The organism is Microbispora triticiradicis (genome assembly GCF_005864065.1).
Lineage (GTDB): Bacteria > Actinomycetota > Actinomycetes > Streptosporangiales > Streptosporangiaceae > Microbispora > Microbispora triticiradicis.
The window spans coordinates 703,108-728,495 of the sequence record NZ_VANP01000001.1 but is presented as its reverse complement, the minus strand read 5'-3'; the positions used below and the strand labels follow the sequence as shown (position 1 = coordinate 728,495).

Annotated in this window: 29 protein-coding genes; 23 read left to right on the top strand and 6 right to left on the bottom strand. The window is 70.0% G+C overall.

Annotated features, from left to right (window positions below):
• Positions 1-58 precede the first annotated feature (58 nt).
• Positions 59-415: a hypothetical protein gene (locus FED44_RS03525; protein ID WP_138459714.1), complete on the top strand. Its 357-nt coding sequence runs from the start codon at positions 59-61 to the stop codon at positions 413-415.
• A 229-nt stretch (positions 416-644) separates the two neighbouring features.
• Here FED44_RS03525 and FED44_RS03520 read toward each other — a convergent pair whose 3' ends face one another.
• Positions 645-1,409 carry a hypothetical protein gene (locus FED44_RS03520; protein ID WP_138459713.1) on the bottom strand — a complete coding sequence of 255 codons (765 nt, stop codon included), beginning with the start codon at positions 1,407-1,409 and terminating at the stop codon, positions 645-647.
• 705 nt (positions 1,410-2,114) lie between these two features.
• Between FED44_RS03520 and FED44_RS03515 the strand changes: the two genes are divergently transcribed.
• From FED44_RS03515 to FED44_RS03505, 3 genes are all read left to right on the top strand, one after another.
• Entirely contained in the window at positions 2,115-2,933 is an 819-nt protein-coding gene (locus FED44_RS03515) for a Crp/Fnr family transcriptional regulator (RefSeq protein WP_138459712.1), read from the top strand.
• A gap of 189 nt (positions 2,934-3,122) precedes the next feature.
• A complete protein-coding gene (locus tag FED44_RS03510; RefSeq protein ID WP_167521379.1) occupies positions 3,123-4,238 on the top strand; it encodes a tyrosine-type recombinase/integrase in 1,116 nt (371 codons plus the stop codon).
• Between the two features lie 456 nt (positions 4,239-4,694).
• Positions 4,695-5,255: a hypothetical protein gene (locus FED44_RS03505; RefSeq protein WP_138459710.1), complete on the top strand. Its 561-nt coding sequence runs from the start codon at positions 4,695-4,697 to the stop codon at positions 5,253-5,255.
• Positions 5,256-5,312: 57 nt separating this feature from the next.
• On the opposite strand, the gene FED44_RS03500 is transcribed toward FED44_RS03505, so the two are convergent.
• Both FED44_RS03500 and FED44_RS03495 read right to left on the bottom strand, forming a co-directional pair.
• On the bottom strand, positions 5,313-6,404 hold the full coding sequence (locus tag FED44_RS03500) for a CU044_5270 family protein (RefSeq protein ID WP_138459709.1): 1,092 nt from the start codon (positions 6,402-6,404) through the stop codon (positions 5,313-5,315).
• A complete protein-coding gene (locus FED44_RS03495; RefSeq protein WP_138459708.1) occupies positions 6,397-6,966 on the bottom strand; it encodes an RNA polymerase sigma factor in 570 nt (189 codons plus the stop codon). Before FED44_RS03495 ends, FED44_RS03500 begins: the two co-directional genes overlap by 8 nt.
• 291 nt (positions 6,967-7,257) lie before the next feature.
• Between FED44_RS03495 and FED44_RS03490 the strand changes: the two genes are divergently transcribed.
• The 3 genes from FED44_RS03490 to FED44_RS03480 all read left to right on the top strand — a co-directional run bounded on the left by FED44_RS03490 (position 7,258) and on the right by FED44_RS03480 (position 9,857).
• The gene (locus FED44_RS03490; protein WP_138459707.1) at positions 7,258-7,797 is read left to right on the top strand and encodes a hypothetical protein; all 540 of its coding nucleotides are present in this window, start codon (positions 7,258-7,260) and stop codon (positions 7,795-7,797) included.
• A gap of 492 nt (positions 7,798-8,289) precedes the next feature.
• Positions 8,290-8,514 carry a hypothetical protein gene (locus tag FED44_RS35615; RefSeq protein WP_167521378.1) on the top strand — a complete coding sequence of 75 codons (225 nt, stop codon included), beginning with the start codon at positions 8,290-8,292 and terminating at the stop codon, positions 8,512-8,514.
• 683 nt (positions 8,515-9,197) lie between these two features.
• Complete coding sequence (locus tag FED44_RS03480) at positions 9,198-9,857, top strand: recombinase family protein (RefSeq protein WP_208758807.1); 660 nt, start codon at positions 9,198-9,200, stop codon at positions 9,855-9,857.
• A gap of 568 nt (positions 9,858-10,425) precedes the next feature.
• Here the strand turns inward: FED44_RS03480 and FED44_RS03475 are convergent.
• Positions 10,426-10,977: a hypothetical protein gene (locus FED44_RS03475; protein ID WP_138459705.1), complete on the bottom strand. Its 552-nt coding sequence runs from the start codon at positions 10,975-10,977 to the stop codon at positions 10,426-10,428.
• 357 nt (positions 10,978-11,334) lie between these two features.
• Between FED44_RS03475 and FED44_RS03470 the strand changes: the two genes are divergently transcribed.
• The 3 genes from FED44_RS03470 to FED44_RS03460 all read left to right on the top strand — a co-directional run bounded on the left by FED44_RS03470 (position 11,335) and on the right by FED44_RS03460 (position 12,805).
• Positions 11,335-11,550, top strand: coding sequence for a hypothetical protein (locus FED44_RS03470; RefSeq protein WP_138459704.1), 216 nt, complete (start codon positions 11,335-11,337; stop codon positions 11,548-11,550).
• Positions 11,547-12,257 (top strand): ParA family protein, encoded by a 711-nt coding sequence (locus tag FED44_RS03465; protein WP_138459703.1) that lies wholly within the window; start codon positions 11,547-11,549, stop codon positions 12,255-12,257. Before FED44_RS03470 ends, FED44_RS03465 begins: the two co-directional genes overlap by 4 nt.
• 305 nt (positions 12,258-12,562) lie before the next feature.
• Entirely contained in the window at positions 12,563-12,805 is a 243-nt protein-coding gene (locus FED44_RS03460; RefSeq protein ID WP_138459702.1) for a hypothetical protein, read from the top strand.
• 126 nt (positions 12,806-12,931) lie between these two features.
• Here the strand turns inward: FED44_RS03460 and FED44_RS03455 are convergent, their stop codons facing one another.
• Positions 12,932-13,654 (bottom strand): PP2C family protein-serine/threonine phosphatase, encoded by a 723-nt coding sequence (locus FED44_RS03455; RefSeq protein ID WP_138459701.1) that lies wholly within the window; start codon positions 13,652-13,654, stop codon positions 12,932-12,934.
• A 3-nt stretch (positions 13,655-13,657) separates the two neighbouring features.
• The gene (locus FED44_RS03450; RefSeq protein ID WP_138459700.1) at positions 13,658-14,488 is read right to left on the bottom strand and encodes a GntR family transcriptional regulator; all 831 of its coding nucleotides are present in this window, start codon (positions 14,486-14,488) and stop codon (positions 13,658-13,660) included.
• A gap of 273 nt (positions 14,489-14,761) precedes the next feature.
• Between FED44_RS03450 and FED44_RS03445 the strand changes: the two genes are divergently transcribed.
• The 13 genes from FED44_RS03445 (at position 14,762) to FED44_RS03390 (ending at position 25,183) form a co-directional block, all read left to right on the top strand.
• Positions 14,762-14,980, top strand: coding sequence for a BldC family transcriptional regulator (locus FED44_RS03445; RefSeq protein ID WP_138459699.1), 219 nt, complete (start codon positions 14,762-14,764; stop codon positions 14,978-14,980).
• The gene (locus FED44_RS03440; RefSeq protein ID WP_138459698.1) at positions 14,980-16,359 is read left to right on the top strand and encodes a DUF2637 domain-containing protein; all 1,380 of its coding nucleotides are present in this window, start codon (positions 14,980-14,982) and stop codon (positions 16,357-16,359) included. The genes FED44_RS03445 and FED44_RS03440 overlap by 1 nt, the downstream gene beginning before the upstream one ends.
• Positions 16,356-16,781, top strand: a complete 426-nt coding sequence (locus FED44_RS03435; RefSeq protein WP_138459697.1) for an SsgA family sporulation/cell division regulator — start codon at positions 16,356-16,358, stop codon at positions 16,779-16,781. The genes FED44_RS03440 and FED44_RS03435 overlap by 4 nt, the downstream gene beginning before the upstream one ends.
• Positions 16,778-17,200, top strand: a complete 423-nt coding sequence (locus FED44_RS03430) for an ATP-binding protein (protein WP_138459696.1) — start codon at positions 16,778-16,780, stop codon at positions 17,198-17,200. The genes FED44_RS03435 and FED44_RS03430 overlap by 4 nt, the downstream gene beginning before the upstream one ends.
• On the top strand, positions 17,197-17,418 hold the full coding sequence (locus FED44_RS03425) for a hypothetical protein (protein ID WP_138459695.1): 222 nt from the start codon (positions 17,197-17,199) through the stop codon (positions 17,416-17,418). Before FED44_RS03430 ends, FED44_RS03425 begins: the two co-directional genes overlap by 4 nt.
• A 5-nt stretch (positions 17,419-17,423) precedes the next feature.
• Positions 17,424-19,148: a TFIIB-type zinc ribbon-containing protein gene (locus FED44_RS03420; RefSeq protein WP_138459694.1), complete on the top strand. Its 1,725-nt coding sequence runs from the start codon at positions 17,424-17,426 to the stop codon at positions 19,146-19,148.
• 101 nt (positions 19,149-19,249) lie between these two features.
• Complete coding sequence (locus FED44_RS03415) at positions 19,250-21,406, top strand: hypothetical protein (RefSeq protein ID WP_138459693.1); 2,157 nt, start codon at positions 19,250-19,252, stop codon at positions 21,404-21,406.
• A 219-nt stretch (positions 21,407-21,625) separates the two neighbouring features.
• A complete protein-coding gene (locus FED44_RS03410) occupies positions 21,626-21,895 on the top strand; it encodes a hypothetical protein (protein ID WP_138459692.1) in 270 nt (89 codons plus the stop codon).
• 24 nt (positions 21,896-21,919) lie between these two features.
• Positions 21,920-22,306: a RapZ C-terminal domain-containing protein gene (locus tag FED44_RS03405; RefSeq protein WP_138459691.1), complete on the top strand. Its 387-nt coding sequence runs from the start codon at positions 21,920-21,922 to the stop codon at positions 22,304-22,306.
• Between the two features lie 88 nt (positions 22,307-22,394).
• Positions 22,395-22,670 (top strand): hypothetical protein, encoded by a 276-nt coding sequence (locus FED44_RS03400; protein WP_138459690.1) that lies wholly within the window; start codon positions 22,395-22,397, stop codon positions 22,668-22,670.
• A 107-nt stretch (positions 22,671-22,777) separates the two neighbouring features.
• The gene (locus FED44_RS03395; RefSeq protein WP_138459689.1) at positions 22,778-23,278 is read left to right on the top strand and encodes a Pycsar system effector family protein; all 501 of its coding nucleotides are present in this window, start codon (positions 22,778-22,780) and stop codon (positions 23,276-23,278) included.
• A complete protein-coding gene (locus FED44_RS35610) occupies positions 23,275-23,538 on the top strand; it encodes a hypothetical protein (protein WP_167521377.1) in 264 nt (87 codons plus the stop codon). The genes FED44_RS03395 and FED44_RS35610 overlap by 4 nt, the downstream gene beginning before the upstream one ends.
• Before the next feature lie 430 nt (positions 23,539-23,968).
• Positions 23,969-25,183, top strand: a complete 1,215-nt coding sequence (locus FED44_RS03390) for a helix-turn-helix domain-containing protein (protein ID WP_138459688.1) — start codon at positions 23,969-23,971, stop codon at positions 25,181-25,183.
• The last annotated feature ends 205 nt before the right edge of the window (positions 25,184-25,388 follow it).

Genomic DNA, 25,388 nt, shown 5'->3' with positions numbered 1-25,388 from the left:
CGGGCTGTCTGCCGGTTCCGCCCCATCCGCGCGAGGCGATGCAACAGGATGAGGGGCTATGTCCTACTCCCTTGAGTTCCAGTTCGATGAGCCGCTGACGGTCGGGAGCGTCACCCGGTACCTCGAACTCCTGCGCTCCGCCGGCGCAACCGATAACACGATCCTGGAAGAGGTGCACCCCTACCAGGACGACTCGATCCTGATCGGGTGGACGTACAAGACCGAGAACCTGCCCGCCGCCTCGGACCGCGCCGAGCTGACGTTGCCGGCGCACGTCGTCCGCGACGCCATCGACATGCTCGACACGGTCGCCGACTCCAATGGCGATGTCCGCTCTCTGCTGGGCGCCGTGGACGACGTGCGGTCGGCGCTGCGCAAGGCGATCATGTCAGAGGTCGGCTTCCCGGAGGCCTGACAGCGATCCTGCAGCCAGAAGACCCGTACGGCCACCACCACCGCCGTCACAAACATCAGCACCACCCGAACCGAGTCCATGGCCCCGTGCCCCGCACCAGCGCGCGGTGGAGCCCGAAGAGGTCTTCGCCCGGGAGTTCGGTAGCCGTCACAACGAAACCTTGTGATCCCGGTCATGGCCACCAAGGAGCCCGGGGTCAGGTGGGATTTTTCGCCAAAGATGAGCTCTACTACTCCAACATCTTTTGGAAGACCTCCCCGGCCCCGGTCTCAATCACCTTGAGCCCGACTGCGCCAAGCATGGTCGCTACCAGCCTTTTCGCCTTGTCTTTCCAGGTTGTAGCAGCGTTGGAGTCCCGCTCCTCCAGCGTCTCGGCACGAGTGAACATCACCCCTGCGAGCTCAAAGGTCAGGCGGCGGACTCCGGCAGCCCCGAATAGCTCAATCTCGTCCAGGCACTGCCGCATCTCCCACACCAGGCTGAGCATGTAGTGCCGGATCGAGTCATCTAGTTCGGTACTGGCCTTAATGAGCTCTTCGACATCGCCGAGCGCGGCCTTCATCTCGTCGATAGAGCCCGGGACGACCTGAGGCGCGATCGTGGCGTACTGCAAGAAGGTGCCGAGCATCCTCAACATGTCCATATGCAGGGGAGACAACGCGGGTCGTCTCTCACCGAGACCGTTCTTCCATGGAAGCTCGTAGTTGAAGACCGCGCGGTACCAGCGAGGAACGGCATTCCACCAGCTGCGCACGTCGTGCCCAGCTGCTTCAAGGCCGCCCAAGGAACGTTCGATTTCCAGCAGCAGACCGACGGCGCGTCCGTGCCGCTGCCAGTAGAGCAGGTCAGTGTCACCATCTGAACGACGAGCGTCCTCAGGGGAGCTCCCCGAGGGAACCGCCCAAGCTTCGAGCTGCTCGGCGAGCAGAGTAGCCGGATTTGTCATGGCCGGACTGTACTGCTCACTGCCGACACAAAGGGTGTCGTCGAGCACGATAGTTGCCGGTCCCGCCGTCGATGCTGAGTACCGGGCGGCTCACAGACAGTTTCGTGCTCGACGGCACCGTGCTCGACGGTCAACTGCTTCATCGCTGGTCAGAGAAGGACGGAGGTGCTATCTCTCTGCCACCTTGAACGCAAGCTGCCTCCGTAATTTGTCGGAGGAGTTTAAAACTAAGTACCCGTACATTGAGAGGTGGCACGGTCGAGACCCTTGGTCCGAGTCCGATCTCATTGCCGCAGGTAGGAGCCTCCGGGGGTGGTAGCCCGGAGGCCCTGCCTCTTTCTCTTTCCGGCGCCCGACGGGAACGCAATCAGCCGGCCTGGAGCCGACGCGGGCGACGCACCTTACTTTGGGTCGCATTACTGTTGGCGACACAAGCCCACGATCATCGCGCGCTTTCTTCTCCTACCAAGAGGATCGACGCGCCCTGTAAGGCCCTACAGCAGGGGATCGAGGGGCTTACCAGGTCGGACTCGGACCACAGGATTAGAAGGGTCTTCGATCGATCATGAAAGTGAACGATTGGCCGATGATCTGTGTCGGAGCGGTAGTCGCTCTGGCGGTCATCGCGCTGGCCGGGTATGCCGTAGCCCGGCTCGGTTCAGCAGAGCCGACTGTCGTCGGAGGCGCGTTCGCTGGCGCGGCCGCGCTCCTCGCTGCAGTTCCCCCGATCATCAAGGCCATCAGGGGGAAGCAATGATGGCCGCCAGGGCGACGGGCAGCGTCGCACGCTATAAGGACTGGCGGTACCAGCTGGCTCTGGAGGCTCGATTTGCTCGTCACAGCAGCTTCTGGGCCGAACTCGATAAGGCCGGGCGGCGCAAGCTGCTGTCACTAGGCCGAACAAAGCTATATCGGGAAGACGGTCACTCCTTCCTGTATCTCAACGGAGCGATCGACGACCGCGTGATCGTGCTGCTATCCGGGCACGTGAAAGTGACAAGTGACGTACTTCATCGGTCGTCCCGTCAGCCAGCTCCGATGAGCCTTCGCTATCCAGGCCAGCTGATCGGAGAACAGGAAGCGCTGCAGCGAAGCGGAACGGCAATCCGCAAGGTGACGGCAAGCGTGTTGGGGGTTGTCGAAGGGCTCGTGATCGAGGCCCGGGCCTTCCAGGGCTTCCTCGATGGCCACCCCACAGGATGGCCAGCTTTGACCACTGAGCTGAGCGGCCGACTGTTCGAAGCAGAAACGCGACTCGATGCGATGTCGGACTCGGCGAACGAGCGACTCGCCCGGACGTTGGCCTCTCTGATCGACCCCAGTGAGGCTCTGCGAGAGGGCTCCAGCTCCATCATGCTTCCGCTGACGCAGGCGGATCTGGCCGCCTTAATCGGTACCTCCCGAGAGACGGTGGAGCGGACTCTTCGTACCTGGCGAGCACGCAGCATCGTGCAAACCGCCCAGAGGTCGATCACTGTGCTGCGTCCTGATCAGCTCATGCGAATCGCCGGTATCCGATCGGTATTTCGGCCCTCCCAGCCTTCCGACCAACGGCGCGCTCTGCCTGCCTGATAGCTGAGTGAGGCCCCGGCCGGCCTACAGCTGTAGCGTCAATGTCTCGTCAGGCCGGTCGTGTCGGTGCCCGGCGGGTCCGCCGGGCACCGACATAGAGACCAACCAATGAGCGCGCGCTCCTCCGGTGCCCGAACTCATCTCACACAATGCTATTTATGTGAGATCAACAGTGCGATCACCGAGGGCGTGACCGAGATCGTCTCCACGGCCGTCGTCCGTCCCGCCGTCTCCCCCGCCCCGGCCGATCGCCCCGGCACTGTGGCGCTCCCCCGGCCGATGGTCGGCACCGTCGGCGACATCCCCGGCCTCGCGCCGCGCCGGCGCCGCGGCGACGGCGGGGAGGTGCCCGGCGCCGACGTCGACACCGTCGACGCCCTGCCGGAGACCGAGTGGCGGACCGCGGCCGCGTGGCTGTCGGCGGCCAAGGCCGCGACCACCCGCCGCGCCCGCCTTGCCGACATCGCCGCCTTCATGCGGTGGCTGGAGGCCGAGCTGCCCGGCGTCGCCCTGCTTCAGGTCACCGAGGACCACCTGACGCACTACCGGGACACCATCGCCACCGGCCGCGCCCGCGCCGGCCTTTCCCGCCCCGGCGTCCCGCTGGCCCCCTCCACCGTCGCCCGCCGCCTGTCGACCCTGTCCAGCCTGTTCGCCTACGCCGTGCGCCGGCGGGTGCTCGCGGCCAACCCCGCCGACCCGGTCGAGCGGCCCGAGGTGTCCACCGTGGGCGTCACCCCGGCCCGGACCGTGACCGAGCAGACCGCGCTCGTCGACGGCGCCGAGCAGATCGCCGACCGTCACCCGGTCGACGCCGCGGCCGTCGCGCTGCTGGCCGTCTGCGCGGTGCGCGTCGGCGAGCTGGTCGCGCTCACCGTCGGCCAGGTCGCCGCCGACGCCGGGCACCGCGTCATCGTCTTCCGGCGCAAGGGCGGCAAGACCGACCGCGTCCCGGTGCCGCCGCGGGTATGCGCGCTGCTGGAGCCGCTGCTGGACGGCCGGGCCGCGGGCGAGGTGCTGTTCACCCGCGCCGACGGCCGGCCGTTCGACCGGTGGCGGATGACCACCGCGCTGCGCCGCGCCGCCACCGCCACCGGCGTCGACCACAAGGGCCTGACCCCGCACACCGCCCGCGCGACCGCCGCCACCGCGCTGCTTGACGAAGGCGTGCCGCTGGCCGACGTGCAGGAGCTGCTCGGGCACGCCTCCCCCGTCACCACCCAGCGCTACAACCGCGGCCGCCGAAAACTCGACCGGCACGCCGCCTACCGGATGGCCGCCATCCTGGCCGGCGGAGCCTCCTGACCCGTTCCCCGCGTGCGTGAAGCACTGGAAAAACTGAAACTTCCGCCGCGAGGTCGTGCCGCAGTCTCACCCGGGCGCCCGAGGGCGTCGGTGTGGGTGTTCACCGAAGTTCGGCTTGGCGCCCTGCTGGCCACTTCCGAGGCTATATGACTTGCCAGGGGAATTACGTAAGGGAAATGTATCTAGATTTGATCTAAATAGCTGTGTGAACTCTAGGTGTGACGCTAGGTGAATTTTCACATTTGGAGTTGACGGGCCTGACAATGAGTTGCTTTGATCACTGATGTCGTCGAAGCGCTCCAATAGCCGCAGGAGCGCGCTACCCAGAGAGGAGGAGGGGCGTAATAGATCAGGGCTAGAGCCACCCGTCAACGTTATAGCCACGGACAGGAATGCTTGCCGGCCCCTATCCGTGGCACATCTAACGATGCATGAAGGAGTCTACACATCATGGGCGTGAAGAGGAGTTCACCTCTGCGTCGCATCACCACCGGCATCGGCGCTCTCACACTGATGCTTGCCGCTCTCGTCGGCACCACCGTCCTGAGCGGTTCCGCTCAGGCGAGCACTGCCAAGGACCGCTGTCAGGAGCAGCTCCAGTCCGCCATCAACAAGCAGCTGTCCCGGGCCCCCGGTGGGACGGTGCGGGACAACACCATCACCTACGACGGCGGAAACGTCATCGTCACCGTCCCCTACCCCGACTCGTGCGGGGTACTGACCACCTTTGCGAAGACGGACTGCCCCAGCAACTTCGTCTGCCTGTGGAAGAAGGCGAGTTTCGCCGACGTCCGGTGGCAGTTCCGTGACGAAGGCTACTGGCAGAACCTCGAGGCGTACGGTGCCACGCCCTTCTTGAGCTTCTACAACAACCGGGGTCACAACTTCATGCTGAAGGTGGCCAGTACCGACAGCCCGCAGTGCTACTCCCCGTATTCGAGTTCCTCGAACCTCGGGAGCAGCTACTACCGGTACAGCGAGTACATCTACCTCAACCAGACAGCCAACAACTGCTGACTCTGCCCGTCCTGTGCCCGGTCGTGCGACCGGGCACAGGCTTTTCCGTTTCTAGGTTCACCGCACCGCCGTCTTGTTATCCGGCGTCCACCCTCGATGTAGGAAGAGCGTGTAGCCGATGACAGCAGGGATGGTGACGTTGAGCTTTCCGGCGTCTTTTGTAAGGATTTCCTCGCTGGAATTCAGGTGACCCGTTTTCGGGTCGATGATGAAAACCAACCTCTTGGGTAGCCCTCTGACCAAGTCCAGGGCGATCGCCTGCCCGGCCCGACCGGCCCTGTCCGTCGTATCACCCAGAGCCCTCAAGCCCGGCTCGTCGGCGAGCATCCGCCAAAGGGCGGCAGCAAGCCGCGGTGGCACGTTCCGCTCGCTGTAGAGGTTCAAGACGGCCTCTACGAGTTGGTCCACCTCGGAAACGTCGGCGGGAACGCGCTCCGTCGGCAGCAGGGCCCGGCGAAGGGCTGCCGCCTCCAACGGCAACTCATCCGGCGACGGGCTCATCAGTACGGCGCCTGGGGGAAACTCCTCATCCGACATGCGCGCCCCAGTTACGGCGGCTGCCGTTTCCGCGCTGCCGTAGCCGGTGACGATGGGCGTGCCGGGGCGTTGGACCCGCCGGACCATGTCCGTAGCCGAGATCGGGGTCCATAGCTCCGTGACTGTGGGAACGATGGAAGTACTGACGTGTCCGCCAGCAACCGCGACGTTGAGATGCCACTCGTTAAGTTGCAGATAGGTATATCTGGCATCGGCTGGTTTGGTTACATTCGGCTGCTGCTCGGCCGCCTCCGCCAGTTTCAGCAGAATCGAACGCGCGGGTGGCAGGCTCCCTGGCATCAGGGATTCACCTTTCATCTGCTGGTAGGCCAGCATCGCGACGGTCGGGATACGGGCGGCGGGTTGGTCACCGGGAAGCATCCGTGCGATCCCCGCGATGGAAGCGGCCGCCACAGCACCACCCGCCACCGCCAGGACGCGCCGGCGGCTAAGCTGGGACCTTGGCGTAGAGGCCGCCGCCGCAGATGAAGAAAGGATGCGCTGCAGTGTCGCACGCGCCTGCGGATCGCGAGCGGCTCCGGCAAACGTCTGTGGCGATACGGGGTCGACCGGCGCCATCAAGCGCCGGACATCGGTGAATTCTTCATTCATAACCTGTCTCCTCCCCTGCGGACCCATACGTCGGCGCATCTGAGCGGGTGATTGTCACCCCGTGATCCTTCAAGGCGGCAAGAAAACGTTGCCGAGCGCGGCGAGCACGAACGGCCATCGTTGCGGGAGAGCAGTTGAAGACCACGGCGGCTTGGGAGACGGACAGGTCCTCCCAGCCGATCAGCCGTAAAATCTCCTGATCCCCAGGGGACATACGGCCTAGGACCGTTTCCAACGCTGTCGTCCCCACCACGTCCTCGCCGTGGTCCCCGGCGGCCGCCCGGCCCGACCACGACAGGTGCATCAAACGTGCGACGAGCCGCCCGCTTCGCCGTTCCCGACGTTCCTCATTGGCGATGAGGTGCCGTGCAACTCCGTACAACCAGGGCAGGACGTTGTTGTCGTCCTGCGGCATGTCCTCCACTCTGCGCCAGGCGACGGAGAAGGTCTCCCCGGCGATGTCACCGGCGGTGTCCTTTCCCACCCGGCGTGCGGCATAGCGCAGCACGCTCTCGTAGCAGGTGTCGAAAATCCGGGTGAACCTGATCACCTGCTCTGACATTCATTCCCGCCCTCCACCTATCCAGCTGCACCTGTCTATGTCCGGCACAGCCACCCGGATGACAGCCTGCGGGTCACGGGCCGTCTGCGGAGGCGGCCGACGCCGAGATCCTGCCCCGCGCTTGAGGCGGTTGCGGGCCACGACGAGCAGGTCGACGGTGACTGCCTTCGGGCGGCCGCCCTTGCGGCCGTCGGCGAGCGGGACGTGGGCCGAACCGCTTGCAGACTGTCAGGGTTCCCTGACACTCTAGGGAGTGTCAGGGAACCCTGACATCCCAGAAAGGAGACGCCCATGAGCTGGCAGACCGACGACGGCGAGCACGAAGGATGGGACAGCACGGAGTTTCCCGGCGACCGGTTCTCGGTCGGGGGGCAGGCCGACGCCGTCCTGGTGCGCCACTTCCCCCCGCGTCCCGGTCCGCTCCCCGACCGCAAGGGTGAACCCGAGATCATCGACCGTCGGCAGGCGCCCCTCGGCTGGCGCGGCCTGTGTGAGTGCGGCTGGCGTGGCCCGCTCTGGGAACGGGCCGACTCCCCTGGCGAGCACGACTTCGCCACCCGCCGGATCTGGTCGTCAGACCAGTACGCCCCCGAAGACGTCGCCGACGCCATCCGGGAGGAGTGGCGGGCGCACCTGGAGCCGGAGACCTTGACCGAGGTCCGCCGCCAGGCGCAGGAGGCCGCCGCTGCCCAGGACCGGCTCGCCAGGGCCGTCCGCGCCGCCCGGGCTGACGGCCGGTCGTGGGCGGAGATCGGCGCGGCCGCCGGCATCACCCGCCAGTCCGCGCACGAGCGGTGGACCAGGACCACCGAGGACGCTCGCGGGCGCTGAGCGGCATGCTCGGGGCCCCGGGCCGGGATGGTCATGATCGGATGCAAATTTTCTACGAGATCAAGGCGGCCTGCTCCCCTGCCGGAAGACTCAGCCGATGATCCACGACGAGTCACAGCCGGTCCCGGCCCGCGCTGGCCTACTCGTCGTCGGTGAGCAACTCCTGGAAGGCTGGACAGTCGACGGCGTGCCACTCTCGGACGAACAGTTCGTCATCCTCGCGGACCACTTCGGCATGCTAGGGCAGCACTGGCCGTTGTCGCCGAACGCCGTTAGGTCGATCGAGCCGACCGGCGCGGGTGTCAGGGCCGGAGCACCCGGACACGTTGACCGCCCGGGCCAACTTCGACTACTCGAGGAAACAGGCGAGAGGGTACCGGTGAATGCGTCGCTATAGCTGAGCGCGCGTGTTCACGGGCTGGTGGCCGACCCGTAGCTCGCGCAGGTCGGGGATGTGGTTGTACAGCGTCCCTGGACGCACCCCCCAGGGGCTTGGCGATCGACGTGATCGAGTCCCCTACGTCCGACGCCGCCGCCGTCGTGAACATCGGCACCACCCGAACCGCGGTCGTGCCCTCGGGGCCGCGTCAAGGCGCGGTGGAGCCCGAGGAGGTATTCCGCCAGGAGGTTCTTGAGTGGCACGCACTGCCCGCGCTGCCCAAGCCGGTGCTGACCGAGCCCGAAGAGATCTTCGCTCGCACCCGGGGCCGGCGTTGACGCTTCCCGCCAGCCGCACCACGTGCCTTCAAATAGAGGTCTGCCCCTCTTGGAGTTGTAAATACCTATGCCGGGAGGACAGGACTGATCCTTAGCTATTCCTCCGGACCCCTCCGGACCCTTCGAACGCTGCTGTGATGCGGCACCATCGTCTCGATGGGCTCGCTTCGTCCGCCTCCGCAGGAGCCGTACGGCCGGATCCGCCGGATGGACCGGCGGAGGAAGGGACGGCCATATGAAGCCGGCTCGTCGCGAGGGTGATCGCTACCAGAAGGTCCGCGTGGTCCTGGCCGCCGCCAGATTCATGATCTGGCTGGCCTGGATCGTCTGGATTCGCGACCACCTGCGCCCCTAGGGCGCCGGGCCTCCTACCGGCCACGCTGTCGAGGGCAGGCCAGGTAGGAGGCCCGTCACTGCTGAGATTACGGTGTACTGTCCGCAGTGCCGAGGCGGGAGCGATTCTTCCCCTCGCCGGTATGTCGTTCCTCACTTTCAGGCGGGCAATCGCCTGCCCCGAGGTAGGACGAGCCCCTCCTGTCGGGTCCCTTAAACGGTGGTTTTCGGGACCGCCTACGAATAGCTCTCCGCCGTCGCGTTTCCCCAGGAACGACGGTCCCGAAACTCATCCCGAAACCCGACCGATGGGCATTGAGTTCCGGGACCGTTTTCGGGACGATCCTTGGGTGAACACCCCCACCACCGACTCGGCCGTCCCCGCCGGCACCACACCGGCCACGCCGGGCAACGTCATCCGGATCGGCTACGCCCGCATCTCCACCCGCACCCAGGATCACGCCTCACAGATGCAGGCCCTGGCCGCCGCGGACTGCCGAGAGATCGTTGAGGAGACCGTCAGCACCCGCAAGGACCGCCCGAAGCTGCGAGCCGCCGTGGCGAGCATGAAGCCGGGCGACACGCTGGTCATCTACAAGCCCGACCGCGTGGCCCGATCGGTGAAGGAACTGCTGGTCTTCCTCGAAGAGGAGCTCGCCCCGCGCGGGATCAACCTGCACATCCTGTCGGGGATCTGCGTCGGCCTGCACCGGCCCGGCGGGCAGAGCGTCGCCGACAAGATGCTGTTCATGGTCGCCGCGATGGCCGCCGAGATGGAACGTGACCTGATCCGCGAGCGCACGCTGGACGGCCTGGCGGCCGCCGCCGCCCACGGCCGCAAGGGCGGCCGCCCGAAGGCGGTCACCGTCGACCTGCTCGTCGTGGCCCGCGACCGCCTCAAGCGCGGGCAGACCGTCCCCGAGATCGCCAAGGCTCTCGGCGTCGGCCGCTCTACGCTGTATCGGGCCCTGGAAGACGGCCGTCCCTCCTCCCCCGCGGACGGCCCGTGACCGCCGGTGAGCGGGACGTGGGCCGATCAACGCGGACGCAGGTCATGATCGAATGCAAATTTTCTCTACGAGATCAAGCCGCGAGGCCGCCCCGCGCGCTCGCCGGCCGGCCGGCCGGGCATGCGGCCCTGGCGGCCGGTCCCGCCCGGCGCGGCCCGCGCGCCGTGCCCACCCCTCAGAACCGCCGGCGAGCACCCCGCCCAATAGCCCGGCCAATGCCCTACCAGTAGCCCATCGGCTTAGGCGACCACCCGTGACCACGCGCTCCCCCAGCTCAGGACCCTCATAGCCCGGCCATTCGCCACCCCGACTCATAGGCCCTCAGGCTAGTTGCCGAAAGACGAAGCACTCGCGCCGACGCGCGCCCTCGGGGTCCCGACTCTCTCCGGCGGCCGCCAGGCCGTCAACCGGCTCCCGTCCGCACATCCCGTCTCAACCCGGCACCACCCTTTGCAGTTGCCGAACGTGTGACCCACTCCCGCTGATTGAGCGCACCACGCGAAGGCCGTGACGATCGCTCACTCCGGCGCCCGCCGTACCAGGCCGGGTGCGCGCCTGGGGGTGCGGGTCAGCTGATGTGGTTGACCCAGATGCCGATGGGCACGGACGCCGCGGCGGACGCGGCGAAGCCGAGGAGGAAGAACAGCCACTCGCGCCGACGTTCGGCGCGGATGGTCTCCTTGGTCTCGTTCGTGAGGATCTGGCGGATCTTCTCGGCTTCCTCCTCGTTTATGGCGAGGAGTTGTTGCTGTCGTTCAGCTTCGGCGAGCAGCGCTTCGCGGGTGGCCTGCTGGGCTTCGAGGTCGCGCCGCAGTTCATCCATGAGGGTGGTGGCTTTTGCGAAGGCGTCGTTCACGCGGGAAATCCGGCGCCGAAGGCGTTCGACGGGATCTTCTTTGGCAGCTCGGACACGCTTCCGGTAGTCGAGCATGGTGTAGATCGCGACGCCTGCGCCTGCGAGGATCGAGAATCCGGCGGGACCTAAGGACCAGAGGAGTATGGAGGAGGGGCCAGGCCAACGACCGCTCAGTGCGATGAATAGGATCATCCCTAGGGGTCCGAGGACTGCGATGCCTGCAAGGGTCTGCCAAATCAGATCTTTCCGGTTGGCGCGCTTCATGCCGGTATTGCAGCGCGCCTAGGACTTGTTCCCCAGCGGAGTGATCGAATCGCTATCTACCGGGTCCCTCCGGCAGTGCAGCGGTCGTGTTTGCTCGCGATAAATGATCTTACATGTCAATGTCCCTCATCATGTCCTTAAACATCCCAGCGCCGCAGTTTCAAGGTGGAGCCCCGAGAGCTGAGACGAGCACTGTCGATGGAGGCTCGTGAGGGATCCAACGATCTCGTGGCGGTTTTCACCTGCGGGACCGCCGCTCCGCATTAGCTAGTTCATGACGTCACGACTTCATGACGCCGTGACGGCAGGTGCGACATGTGCGAGCCATCGTGACCTGGCGCCGATACGGTGCCCGGCATGAAGCAACCGACAGCCCCCGCGTCACCGAACCATGTCGCCGTACGCCGATCGTGGTACATGTCCGCCGCCACGGCCGACGCCCTGGCTACCGCCGTCGATGACCTCCACTTCACCACCCGCCGACCGAAGCACGAGGTCCTCGCGGCGCTCATCGACGCCGCCCTCGCATCCCGCGACCAGGTCGCCGACCGCCTCACTAGGAGTGCGTCGTGACCGCTCAGCTCGCCGCAGACGGCGCAGCCGCCGGAGTGTCGGACCCATGGGTCATCGCCGTCGCCAACCAGAAGGGAGGCGTCGGCAAGAGCCTCCTGTCCATGGGTCTGGCCGCCGTCACCGCAGACGCGAGCGGACGCGCGTTCCTGGTCGACATCGACCCGCAGTCGACCACGGCCGAGGTCGCCGACCGCGCGGAGCGCGCCGGCGAGAGCCTCCCCTTCGACTACACCGCCGACACCGACCCGACCCACCTGGCCAAGCTGCGCAAGGTCCGGGGCGTCGATCTGATCCTGGTGGACTGCCCCGGCAGCCTGGAGGGGCATGACGTGCTGAGCGCCGTGCTCGATCAGGCCGACTTCGTCGTCATCCCCTACGTCCATGACCCGTTCTACGTGACGCCCACCAGGCGCACCGCCGCCCTCTGCGCGGACCGCGGCGTGCCGTACCGGGTGCTGATCAACCGCGTCGACCCGCGGCGCGGCACCGGCCCCTTGGAGGACGCACAGGCCACGCTGGACAAGCTCGGCCTGCCCCGGTTTCGCTCGTTCGTCCGGGAATACAGCGCGCACTCCCAGGCCCACGTGGAAGGCGTGATGATCACGCAGTACAGGGGCGGTAGGAATGCGGTGAACGCACGCGAGGACATCCGCCGCATCCACACGGAGATGCTGATGCAGCTCGGACAGATCCGGCCTGGAGGGTGAGCATGGCCCGTAAGAGCATCGCTGACCTCATCGCTGACGACGTCCCACCGGAGCCCCCAGCGATCCCGAGACGCGCACCAGATCAAGCACCAGCCGAGACACAGCCGAAAGCTGAAACAGCTGGTCCGGCGACCCATGATGACGTCGTGACGTCACGGGCTCATGAAGCTGTGACGCCAGTACGTCATGAAGCCATGGCGCCACGAGCCCACGACGCCATGCCATCGCGAGACCATGAAGCCGTGACGCCAGGAAGTCATGACGCCACGACGCCACGGCCTCGCGACGCCGTGGCGTCGCAGAAGGTGGCACGGCAACGCACCTCTGCGAGGCCTCGGCGTGGTGCGCCGGCGGCCGCTGACGCGGTCGCGCTCACCGTCAGGTTCGCCCCGGACGAGTACACCGACATCGATGAGTGGTTGCTGTCGCTGCGCCGGGAGCTGGGCCGGACCAAGCTCGACAAGTCCGAAGTCGTGCGCGCGCTCCTCCAGGCCGCTCGCGAGCGGGCCGACGTCCGCCGAGCACTCCTCGCCATCCTGAAGTCATGAGGCCGTGGCGTCGTGACGTCACGACGCCACACTGCCGAAGCAAGATATGCGTAAGCAGGGCTTACACCGGGGGCCACACATGCGAACGGCCCGGTGGGTGAACTCCCGCCAGGCCGTTCGTGTTGCTCAGGCCAGCTCCTGGCCGTCCCGTACGTCGATGACGATCACGCTGATGTTGTCCGGGCCGCCGTGCTCGGTGGCCGCCACTATGAGACGGTCCACGGCCTCCGCTGGCCCTGTGGACTCGCGCAGGATGTCGCGCAGCAGCTCGCGCGAGATGACTCCGCTCAGGCCGTCCGAGCACAGCAGGAACCGATCACCCGGCTGCAGGGTCCTTGCAGTGAGGTCGGGAGACCTGCCGTCTGCCCGGCCGTCGAGGAACCGGGAGATGCGCTCGGGCAGGTGCGGGACGTCGGCGGCGTCGGCGACCAAGTTGCCGTAGGTGTGGTCCTCGGTGAGCTGGACGAGACGAGGGCCCCCGCGGCGCAGCACGTACACCCGCGAGTCGCCCACGTTCGCCACGACCGCCGAGCTCCCCGACCACAGCAGCGCGACCAGGGTCGTGCCCATGCCCTCCAGGCCCGGATCGGCGTCGACCTTGCGGCGCAACGCCTCGTTGGCGGCGTGAACCGCACGTCCGAGGGCGGCGGGTAGGTCCGCCGGGTCGGCCTGGCGGTCGTACGGCTTCAGGGCGTCGACTGCCGTGGTGCTGGCGATGTCGCCGGCGACGTGGCCGCCGAGACCGTCAGCGACCGCGAACAGGTTCCGCCCTGCGTAGACGGTGTCCTCGTTGCGCCGACGTACGAGGCCGACGTCTGTACGGGCGGCCGCGTCAACACTGATGGGCATAGTTCACCTGCCCGTCTCTGGCTCAGACGGACCTGCGGCGACGTCGGGCCATGGCTCTTGCGCGGACTCGTCGCGGTGCAGGACGTGCACTGTCTCGACTCGGTCGCTGGCCACGATGTACTCCGTGACCTCGATGGGCTGGCCATCGCCCCCTGAGGTGCCCACGCGGACGATCTCCAGCACCGGCAGACTGGTCGGGATCTCCAGCAGAGCGGCCTCATCCTTGGTCGGCATCCGGGCTCGGTGGATCTCCATCCAGCTGATAGGCCAGTGGCCGGCCTTCTCCAGCCGGTACAGCCAGTCGCCCGGCCCTGGGGCTGCTGAGTCGACCTCGGGAGCGTCCTCTACTCCTCGCGGGTGAATCCACGAGATGTTGATCTGAAAGGGCGGTTCCGACTCTGGCCCGGTGACCCGAAACCTGCGCATGCACGGTGTGCCCACCGGGACGCCCAGCAGCTTCGCAATGCGGGGGTTGGTCAGCGGCTCAACGGATGCCACCCGAGGGACGTGGTGCTTCCATACCTCTTGCCCAGATGCGGACGGAAACGAGTAGCCCGGGTTGTCGGTCGCCACGTTCCGCTTCACTAGGTTCCCGCGAGGCCTGCGCAGGCGCATCATGCCGTGGCGGACGATGATTCCCCGCCCTTGGACAGCCCAGACGAAGCCCTCCGCCTCCAGCACGCCGATCGCGCGGCCGATCGTGTCGCGGTTCGCGTCGTACTGCTTCGCAAAGTCGTCCAGGCGTGGAAGCCTGGCGCCGGGTTCCCACTCCCCGGCCTCGATGCGTGCCCTGATCTGGGCGGCGATGTCCAGATAGCGGGAGTGCACGGCCATCGCACAACACCCCCTTCCGTCAGAAATTGTCTTGGGACAATTGACAGGATGCCACCGACCGGCGACTATGACGATTGTCCCAAGACTATCGCCCCCAAAATGATCTGCTCGGCGCTGGAGTGACCAGAGTCCGATTTGCAGGAAGGGAGGAAGAAGCGGCCGGTGGCCTGTCCACCCACCGGGCCGTAGGCAAGACCCCCGTACAGCAGTGCGGCCCCGGTGTGTCCAGCACCGAGGCCGCGTGAGTCGACACCGTTGAGAGGAAGACGACTCATGCGCATTGTCGCTGATGCACGCTCGATCACGGAACGCCTGCTCACCTCCGACGAGGTGGCGGCTGTGTTCCGTGTCGACCCCAAGACCGTCGTCCGCTGGGCCCGCGAGGGCCGTATCGCGGGTATCCGCACCCCTGGCGGCCGGCTGATCCGCTACCGCGAGTCGGACGTCCGCGCCGCGCTCGAGGTGCCCGCCGTCGAGGCGGTGAGCGCCTGATGACGACCTACTACGACCCCAGGGCCGCGCGTACGGTCGCCGGCGCCGAGGCGGAGACCCGCCGCGCCCAAGCCGAAGCGCTCCGCGCCGAGACCGCCCTGCGCCTCCAGCGCGAGCGCCGCGAGATGGAGCGCGAGGACCTCCAGGAGCGGCGGCGGGACAAGGCCCAGCGGCGAGCTGCCAAGGCCCACCGCCGCGCCGAGCGCCGTACCGCTATCCGCAGCACCGTGACCGGCCTGGCGTCCGCCGCACGGTCCCGGGCGCACTCGTTCGTCGCGGCCGCCGCGATGGGCTCGCCCATGTTCATCGCCTGGGGCGGGCAGCTCGCCTTCGCCACCGAGGTCATGCACCTGGGGGCGGCCGCGCCGACGCTGCCGGTCGCGATGGAGGGTTCGGTTCTCTACACCGCCTACCTGACCCACCAGGCGATCGACCGCGGTCTGCCCACCGGTCGGTACCGGCTGCTGACGTGGACCATGGCCGGCAACGCCGCCGGGATGAACCTGTGGCACCAGGTCGACAAGCTCGCCACCGCGGCCGACCCGCTGGCCGGGTTGCAGGTCGGCGCGATCTACGCGGTCTCCTCGCTGCTGGGCATCGTGCTGTGGGAGCTGAACGCCGGCCTCAAGCGCCAGGTCGCTTCCCGGCGCAGCGGGGCGGAGATCCGCGGGGCCGCCTGGCGGCGGCTGCGCTACCCGCGGCTGTCGTGGGCGGCCGCGTCGATCCGGGCCGCGCAGGGCTGCTCGATCGATGAGGCGTGGTCGGCCGCGTGGATCGACCGTTACGGCGTCGGCCCCGACGCCCCGCGGCGGGACCGCAGGGTCGCCCGGCGGGTGCTGCGGCACCAGTCGCGGGCCGATCGAGCCGCCGCGAAGGACGGTCTCCTGTCGATCGTGGACGGGTCGATCGTGCGGGCCGATGCCGCGCCGATGCCCCCGGCCGCACGCGAGGCGGGGGAGCGGGCGATCGCCGAGTTCCGTGCCTGGCAGGCGGGTGGCCACTTGCCGGTGCCGCCTCCGGTCGAGTCGATCGAGCCGCCTCGCCTCGACGTCCCGCGCATCCCGTGGCCGGCGGCCACGAGCGAGGTTGTGTCGATCGAGCCCGGTCCGATCGATCGGGACACCGAGACGAGCGCGCCGCGCCCGGCTCCGGCGGCGGCCGGTCGATCGAGCCGCCCGCAGGGTGAGGCCCGGTCGATCGAGGCCGCGCCCGTCCGTCGATCGATCGATGAGCACCGGGCCGCGCTGGCGGCGGCGATCGAGGCCGGGTCGATCGAGGCGCAGCCGAGCGCGGAGGCGATCCGCAAGACCCTGCGGTGCTCGCCGTCGACCGCCCGGCAGCTTCGCGACGAGCTCGCGGAGGGGGGTGCTGCGGCGTGATCCGCTACACCTCGACGCCGGTCACGATGTGGCCCGGTGACCTCGATGCCCCCGCGGTGCCGATCACGGCCCGGCTGCACTACGACGCCAGCGACCCGTACGCGGTGCTGCTGGCCTTTCCCGGCCCGTCCGGGACCTGCACGGACGGCATCAGCTGGATGTTCGCCCGGGCGCTGCTGTTCGACGGCATGGACAAGCCGTCCGGTGACTGTGACATCCGGATCGAGCCCGCTGAGGACGAGGACTGGATCACTTTCATCCTGCACCCGCTGGTGGAGGGTGCCGGGCTGGCCCTGCACGCCCCCCGCGAGACCCTGGCGCGCTTCCTGGCCCGCACGTTCGAGGCGGTGCCGATGGGCGGCGAGGCCTCCCGGATCGACTGGGCCGCCGAGCTGGCCGCGGTGCTGGGAGGTGCGGCATGACGCCCGCCACCCGTACCCGCGCGCAAGCCCTGGCGCTGCCCGGCGAGCCGGAGAGCGTGAGCGCCGCCCGGGCGTTCGCGACCGGGTGCCTGCCCGCCGGGTGCCCCCGGGCCGATGACGTCGCCCTGGTGGTGTCGGAGCTGGCCACCAACGCCGTTCTCCACTCGCGCTCCGGAGACGACGGCGGGACGTTCGTGGTCCTGATCGACGTCGAGCCGGGTGCGGTCGCCGTGGCGGTGGCCGACGCCGGGCCCGCGCTGGTCCCCGGCATGCGCCCGGAAGGCGAGGACGAGCACGGCCGGGGCCTGGCCCTGGTCGCCGATCTGGCCGACGCCTACGAGGTCACCACCACCGAGACCGGGCGTACGGCCTGGGTCCGGCTGGACTGGGACACCACCACTACGGGGGTGACGTCGTGAGCCGCCCCGCCACGCGCTCCGAGAGCGTGGTCGGCCCCCTGGTCGGCACGGGCCTGTTGTCGGCCCTGGCCTGGTGGGGCCTGTCGTTCACCAGCCTTCCCGACCTCGCGGTGGCGTGGCTGTCCGGCCTGGTGGCCGGGCTGTCGGCGCTGCGCGCGATCCACGCCGCCGCCCGCACCCTCGCGGGCCCGGCCGCCACCCCCCGCAAGCGCAGGTGATTGCGATGACCGACACGACGAACGAGACGCAGCCCGCCGACGTCGACCCCGGCGCCGCTGCTGCTGAGGCGCCGCCGGTCGACATCCCGGCCGACGTCGACCAGGACGACGCCGCGGCGTACGACGAGCACCAGGACGACGACGGCGAGGGCCCCTCGGGCATCCCAGCCGGTCACCTGGCCGCCGGGGGTGCCACCACCGGGACGATCCTGCTGGGGCTGCTGTACCAGCTCACCGGGGTTCCGGGCCTGGTCGCCGGTGGTGTGGCGGCCGGCGGCGGGGTGGTGGCGTACGTGCGTCACCGCCGCAGCAACGCCTCTGGGACGGGCTGGGGGCGCGGCTCGGACCGGAGCCGGATCACGACCGCCTCGCGCTCGCTCGGCACGAGCTCGGGCGGCAGCCTGTTCGGCGGCGGGAAGGCCCGCAAGAGCTCGGGTGGCCTGTTCGGGAGCGGTTCCGGTTCGCGGGCGGCGGGCCGCTCGTCCGGGCTGCTGGGCGGAGCGAGCACGGGACGCGCGGGCCGTACAGCGGCCGGGCAGGGCTCGGCAGGCACGTCCACCTCGGGCGGCAAGCGCGGCCGCGGCGCTGTTGGCACCGATGCCGCGCACGGCTCGGCCGGGCCGGTCCGCCGGGGCGCTCGCGCGTTCGGCCGCTTCGCGGGTGCCACCCGCCGTAGCGTCGGCCGAGTCGGTGAGGCGACCAGCCGGACAGTGGAGGCCACCGGCCGCGGTATCGGCCGCGCCACCCTCGCCGCCGGGCGTACCGCCCGCCGCGCCCGGACCTGGGTCAACGAACGGACCGGCGGCCGGGCAGGGCACGCGGCCCGGGCCGCCGGTGCGCGCAAGGCCGCGGTCTGGGCCGACCGGGCGACCGGCCGCCGCGTGAGCACCGCCTACCGGGCCGCCACGACCGGCAAAGTCGCATCCTTCCGCGCCCGGCGACGGCGGGCCGCCGCCATCTTGGGCTGGCACGGGCCGCTGACGGGGCCGGTGGTGGCTCTGGTCGCGGTCCTGGCCGGGGCGTGGCGTCGCCGTAAGGCCCGCAAGGCCAAGGCGGCGGAGGCCGAGGGCGCCGAGGAGGCCAGCACCGGCAGCGAGGCGACCTCGCAGGAGACGCCGGCCGACGAGGCGGCGACCGGACGTAGCCAGGTCATCGACGAGCCGACGACCGCCACGTGCCCCCGCTGCGGCCGCACGCACACCGTCACGCTCACCGCCGACGAGGACGAGCGCGTCGTGACGTGCCCGTGCGGCCACCGCATCCGGTTCCACCGGGACCCCGGCGCGTTCGACCCGCCGGACGACCCGGCCACCACGAAGACCACGGCGGACACCGGACCCCGGCACCGCCGCCCCTCCACCACATCAACCCCGTACACCAGGAGGTCACGCACCATGTCCGCATTCCCGCTCGCCGCGATCGCGGCCGAGATGAACGCCGCTGCCGCCGCCCACACACCGGCCGACATGTGGCAGGTCGCCCGCGAGCTCGACCAGCTGCCGGAGGTCCCGGCCAACGTCGGCATGTCGGTGAGGACCTACACCGAGCGCATGCAGGGCGACTACCCCGTCCACCCGATGGTCGTGGAGGCCATGGCCGAGTTCTACATGGACCACGCCCGGCTCGTGGAAAAGGCCCAGGAGATCAGCGCGCTGTTCCGCCGGCTGCACGCCGAAGACCTCAAGCGCGAGGAAGCGCCGCGCACCAACGAGGCCGCCTGGAACGTCTGAGCCGGCTGCGTACGGTGCCCCGGCTGATCCGGGCCGGGGCACCGGGCGGAACCGACCCAACACCCCTTTGAGCTGCACGACCTGATGACTGGGAGACGATGATGGCCACCACCAAGGCAAGCGCCCGCAAGGCTGAGGCCCGCCGGGCTGACTGGTCGCTGGCGCCGCGCGGCCCGGTGTCGGGCACCGCGCAGGGCGCTCTCGCGCTGGCCGCCGTCGCGGTCGCCGGGGATCTGGCCACGGTCTCCCCGTTGTGGGGCGGCGCGGTCACGGCCGCCGGCGCGGTGGCCACCGTGGTCCGCTCGGCTCACTTGGCCCATCCGCCCGCAGGGTTGCTGTACCGGCTTGGCTGCTGGCTGGGGGCCGGGTCGTGGTTGACCTACACGCTGACGGCTGGGCTGTGGTCGCAGGGTGCCTGGGTCGCGCTCGGGATCGGCGCGCTGACCGCCGGCCTGCTGTCCCCGCTCGGCCGCCCTGTGTCCCGCCGTGCCAGCGGGGCTGGGACCGGCCGGGCGCTGGTGCTCGGCCGCACGGCCCGGGTCGGGGAGGAGTGGGAGCGCCGCGTGCAGCGGGTCTGCCGTGTCCGGGTGAGCGTGACCGACGTCCGCGAGTGGCCGACCCGGACCGGCTACGACGTCCACGCCGACCTGCCCGGCGCCGGATCGACCCGCGCTCACCTGGTGACCGCGGCCGACGCCCTGGCCGTCGACGCCCGCCTGCCGCAGGGCTGCGGGGTGGAGATCGCCCCCGGCGCGCATCGCGGCGCGGTCGTGCTGCGTGTGGCCACGGTCAACCGGCTGACGCAGAACATCGACTACCCGGCCGACCACCGGGCCCGCTCGATCCTGGACCCGATCGCGCTGGGCGAGTACCGGGACGGCAGCACGGCCGCGGTGCTGCTGCGGGAGTCGTCCGCCCTGGTCACCGGTCAGAAGGGGTCGGGCAAGACGACGACGTTGCACGCGCTGACCGCCGGGATCGGCCTGTGCCGGGACGCGATCGTGTGGCACATCGACCTCAACGGCGGCGGCATGAGCCAGGCCTGGCTGCACCCGTGGCTGGAAGGCGACTCGCCGCGCCCGGCGGTGGACTGGGCGGCCGCCACCCCCGGCGAGGCCCTGGAGCTCGCGGAGACCGCCCTGGCCATCGCCAAGGACCGCAAGAAGTCCACCCGGGCCTTGAAGATCAAGGCGAACGCCTCGCTGATGCCCGTCTCGCCTGAGCTTCCCGAGATCGTCGTCATCGTCGACGAAGGCGGCGAAGCGCTCGCCCCGACCAACCGGGACGCCCGCGAGCTGCGGGAAGCGCTGGAGGAGATCCAGCGCATCGGCCGGAACGAGGCCGTCAACGTCATCGTGTCCAGCCTGCGCGCGACCCAGGACATGATCAGCGCCAACGTCCGCAAACAGTCCGCGGTCCGGGTCGGCATGTATGTGCAGGATGAGGAAGAGCTGGCGTTCCTGTTCGGCTGGAACAAGGGGCTGAGCCTCGCGGACCTGCCCGGGAAGGGCTGCGGATTCGTCCAGGACGGGCAGGCCGCCCCCCGCCCGTTCCGCGGCTACTTCATGCGACCGGGGGACGTGGTCGACGCCGCTCACGCCGTCGCCCGCAACCGCCCCGAGCTGGATGCGGCCGCCCGGCAGGTCGCCGGCCAGGCGTACGCCACCCGCTACGGCCGGATGCGCGCCGCGTTCACCGACCTCGACGGCGAGCACCAGGAGGAGCTGCCCGCGCGGTACGCCGCCCCCGCCCCGGCGGCGCCGGTCCGGCCGCGTCTGGCCGCTGTGCCGTGCGGCCCGGACGCCTCCGCCTGGCCCGACCTGCGCGACCTGGTCAAGCCCGCCACCCCCGCCCCGGCCGCGCCGTCGATGGCACGCGCGGCCGACTGGCCCGACCTGCTGCCCCGTCAGCGTCAGCCCGAGGTTGTGCGGGCCGAGCGGGTGTCCGCCGTCGCAGCGGCCCCGGCCTCCGCGAGGCCGCTGCCGGAGATCCTGGCCCGCGCCCTGGAGGCGTTCGAGGTCGCCGGCGACGACCGGATGCATTCGGCGGCCCTCGCCGAGGCCCTCGGCACCGCTGACGCCCTGGCCCTGGCGGCGCTGCTGCGGCCCCTCGGCGTGACGACCCTGCCCCGGGCGTTCATCCGTGCCGGGACCGAGGCCCGCGGCTATGCCCTGGCCGACCTCCAGGCCGCCGCCGAGCGCGTCCGCTCGGGCGAGCTGGAGGTGCCCGACGAGGTGGCCAAGTGGCCCGCCGCCTGACCGCCTGACCCGGACGTCCGGGCCGGACATCCGGCCCCGGACGACCACCGCCCCCGGACATCCGCCCCGGACGGCCGCTCACCAGGGGAAACGGCCACCCGTCCGGGGTGTCCGGGGGGAGGAGAGGCCCCCTCCTAAGCCCTCCAGGCCCCGGCAGACCCCATCCCTACGGCCCCCGGACACCCGGACAACCCACCTCAGCGAAAGGACACCCCGCCCATGGCCGAGAACACCCTCGCCGTCCTCGCCGCAGGCCTTGCCGTCCTGGCCGCCACCGCCTGCGAGCCGCCAGCGGAGAAGGCGTGGGGGCCGCCGGCCGGGCCCACCGGACGAGTCACCGAGGTCCGGAACCTGCACGTGCTGACCGTCCAGCCGCCGCACGGCCCCGCCGAGAAGGTCGTGGTCAACAAGCGGCAGGCCCGCGCCTGCCACGTCGGCACCGCCTACCCCGCGTGCCTGCCCTCCGGCATCGACCCCGACAACACCTGACCCCGACCACCAAGGAGACCCACGATGCCCAGTCCCACCGTCGACATCGTCTCGTTCGGCTACCTGCACGCGGCACCGCCCCCGGCACACCTGACGATCGACCTCCGCGCGCACTTCCGCGACCCGCACATCTCCCCAGAACTGCGGCACATGACCGCCCACGACGAGCCGGTCCGCACCACCGTGCTCGCCACCCCCGGCATCGAGCAGCTGCTGGAGGCGACCGCGGCGGCAGTGGCCGCGCTGCTGTCCGGCCCGTCCGCCGACGGCGCGACCATCGCCCCCGGGTGTGCCGGCGGCCGCCACCGCGCCCCCGTCTTCGCCCAGCACCTCGCCAACCGGCTCCGCGGCCGCGGCATCAGGGTCGCCCTGGCCCACCGCGACCTCGACAAGCCCGTCGTGCAGCGCTGACCGTTGCGGGCCCCCGCCCGCTCGTACGGGCGGGGGCTGCCGGAGCAGTCAGGCTCCACGCAATCCAACCAACGCGAAAGGACAGACGGTGAACGAGGCCACCATCACCATCCCAGCCGACGTGCTGGACGCCGGTTTCATCACGAACAACAGCGAGATCGGCCGCGGGATGCTCTGGCACCTGCCCCGCACCACGGAGACCACCGAGAAGCGCACCGCCTGCGGCGAGTCGATCACCTGGCGGATCAGCGGCCACCGCTTCGGCCACAAGATGTCCCGGAAGCTCCTGTGCCAGAAGTGCCTGGACCTTTTCGAGGCCGCTGGCCGGGCCTACCCCGCCACCTGCACGTGCGGCCACTGCTGACCCTGTCTGGCACTGACACACGACGGGCGCGTACCAGCGTGACCAATCCGCCAAGACCAACTCACGCCGGCCGCGCCCGCAACCCCCAACCAGGAGGTACCTCCATCATGACCGATGTCGTCTCCGTCTCCCTGTGCGGGCCCGACGCGCTCGACCACCTGCGTGCCGAGGCCGACGCCGCACGCGCCGAGCTGGCCCGCATCGACGGCAAGAGCGCCGCCCTGATCGGCTGGTCCGGCACGGGGTTCGCCGTCATCTCGGCGGCCGCCACCCTCACCACCCTCCCGCCGGTAGCCACCGGCACTGTCGTCGCCGGCGCCTGTCTGCTCGCGGCCGCCGTCGCGGTGCTGCTGACTGTCATCCGGCCGCGTATCCCCCGCCACGGCGGGACCGGGTTCGTCGCCCTCGCCGCCCTGCGCGACGGGGCCGAGCTGCTGGAGACCGTGAGCGCCGACCTAGGCACCCAGCCCGGCCAGGCCGCCGCGCACGTGCTGATGCTGTCCCGGATCGCGCTGGCCAAGTACCGCCGCCTGCGCCTGGCCGTCGACCTGCTGCTGGCCGCCCTGGTCGTCCTCGCCGCCGCGCTGCCGCTGGCGGTGCTGGCATGACCGCCGTCCCGGAGCTGACCGAGGCCGAGGCGATCAGCCGCCTGCTGGCCTACCTCCCGCACGCCGGCGTCGGCGGGCTACTGGAGCTGGGCCGCACCTGCCCCGCCGACGACACCCGCGAGGCCGCGCTGGAGGACCTGCGCGAGCGCCTGGTCGACGTCGTGGGCCGGGCGCACGCCGAGGCTGTGGCCGCCGAGCAGTGGGTCGCCTCCCTGGAGGACTCTGCCGGCGGCGAGACGAGCACGGAGACGGCAGCATGACGCGGACGCCGGCGCTGCGGGTCCCCTCCCGGCCGTACGAGCCGGGAGGGGTGCCCGGAACGCCCGCGCCTGAGGCGTTGTCCGGTATCGCCCGCCCTGCGTACGGGTGCGCCCACGCACCGCGACACGCCCACCTCAGCGCAGCCGACAACCGGGCGCGACACGCCGCGATCGTGGAATGCTGTACGGCGAACTACACCCGTGTCATTGCCGCCAGGAGGCGACCAAGACAAACGAAAACGCCCCGCCTGAGCGGGGCGCTTCCAAAACTTCATATTCGTTCCGTTCAGGACTCTGCTCCCCACACCCTGCCAAGGTCTGAGCCGAGTCCCGGACCGACCGCGCTTTCGCGCGCCCGGAGACGTCTGAGATGACGATAGCAGTCAGCCAGGCGGTTAGCCGAGTACGCCCTCATTCCGACACGCCGGAGGTGCCAGGGCGTCGGCCCACCGCTTCCCAAAGCCCCGGCGGCCGCCGCACCACCGGCCGTGCCGCGGCCGCCGTACCGCCGTGGGCCTCGCCCCGGAAGCTGGCCATCTTCGGCGCCCTGCCCAAGGGGTCGCGCCGGGCACCCTCGCAGGCGGCATGGGTCCGCGCGGTCCAGGCGCATCCCGAAGTCGCCGCGCTGCGTGCCGACGCTCACCGCAACGTGATGCGGGTCGTGTGGGTGCTGGCCCGGCATGCCGACTGGACCGAGCTGGTGACCCGGCCGACGTGGGCGGTGCTGATGGCCCGGACCGGGCTGTCCCGCTCGACCGTCGCCGCGTGGCTGGCCTGGCTCCGCCGTGCTGGGCTGCTGGGCACTGTCACCCCGGGCACCACCGTGAAGTACCGCCGTGGCACCGCCTGCGGCCTCCGGGATGACGGGCGCGGCAACGAGGCCGCCGAGTACGTCCTCGCCGTCCTGGCACCCGCTGAGGGCCGTGCAGACGCCGCTGGAGGCTGCGGAAAGCCTGCGGAAACCCTTGCACTCGCGGTCACGGGCAGCGAGGGCAAGGGCCCCGCGTCTGACCCTGTGGAGGAAACTCGGACCCCCTCATGTCCCCCGGAGGGGGGCATGAGTTCTCGCCTTTCGCGCGCGCGGGAGGCAGTGCCCGGTTTGTCCGATACCGGCTGGTGGTGGCCGCGCGCCGTCACGCCAGCAACCCGGAGAGACGCACTGGCTGCCGCGTACCGGGCCACGGCCGAGGACGTGACGCTGCGGGCGCTCTCGCCCCGGCACGTCCGGAGCCTGCTGCGGCCCGTATGGCAGCTAGGGGGAACCCTCGCCGACGCCCTGTTCATGATCAACCACCGGCCGGACGGTACCCCGTGGCCGTACGCCGGGACGCCCCGGTACCTGCCGGGATGGGTCCGCCACCGGCTCGCCGCCTGGCTCACCGAGGACGGGCGCCTACGGCCCGGCGTGGAGCTGCCCAGCCGCCAGAAGGCGGCGGCCGCCGCGAAGGTCGCCGACGAGCTCGCCGCCCGCCGAGCCGAGCGGGCCGAGCTGGAGGCGCAGCGCGCGGTTGACGTCGCCGACCACGCCGCCCGGGCCCGGGCGCTGCTGGCGGCGAGCCCGGCCGCAGCCGCAGCGATGCGGCGCCGCTCGCTGGGCATCGCCCCGCGCTCGAGGTGGCTCCCCCCCTCCGGATCTACAGCGTAAAGAGCTTCGGCCTTTACAACGTAGATCCAAGCTGTGCCGGACGAGACCGCGGCCCACCAGGCGGCCGCAGAGGCCCGTCTGGAGCGGCGGTCGCGGCGGGAGCCCCGCACGGCCACCACAAACGCCGTCACGAACATCGGCACCATCCGAACCGACCCCTGGCCCTGCACCCCAGCCAGCACGCGGTGGCGCCCGAAGGGACGAT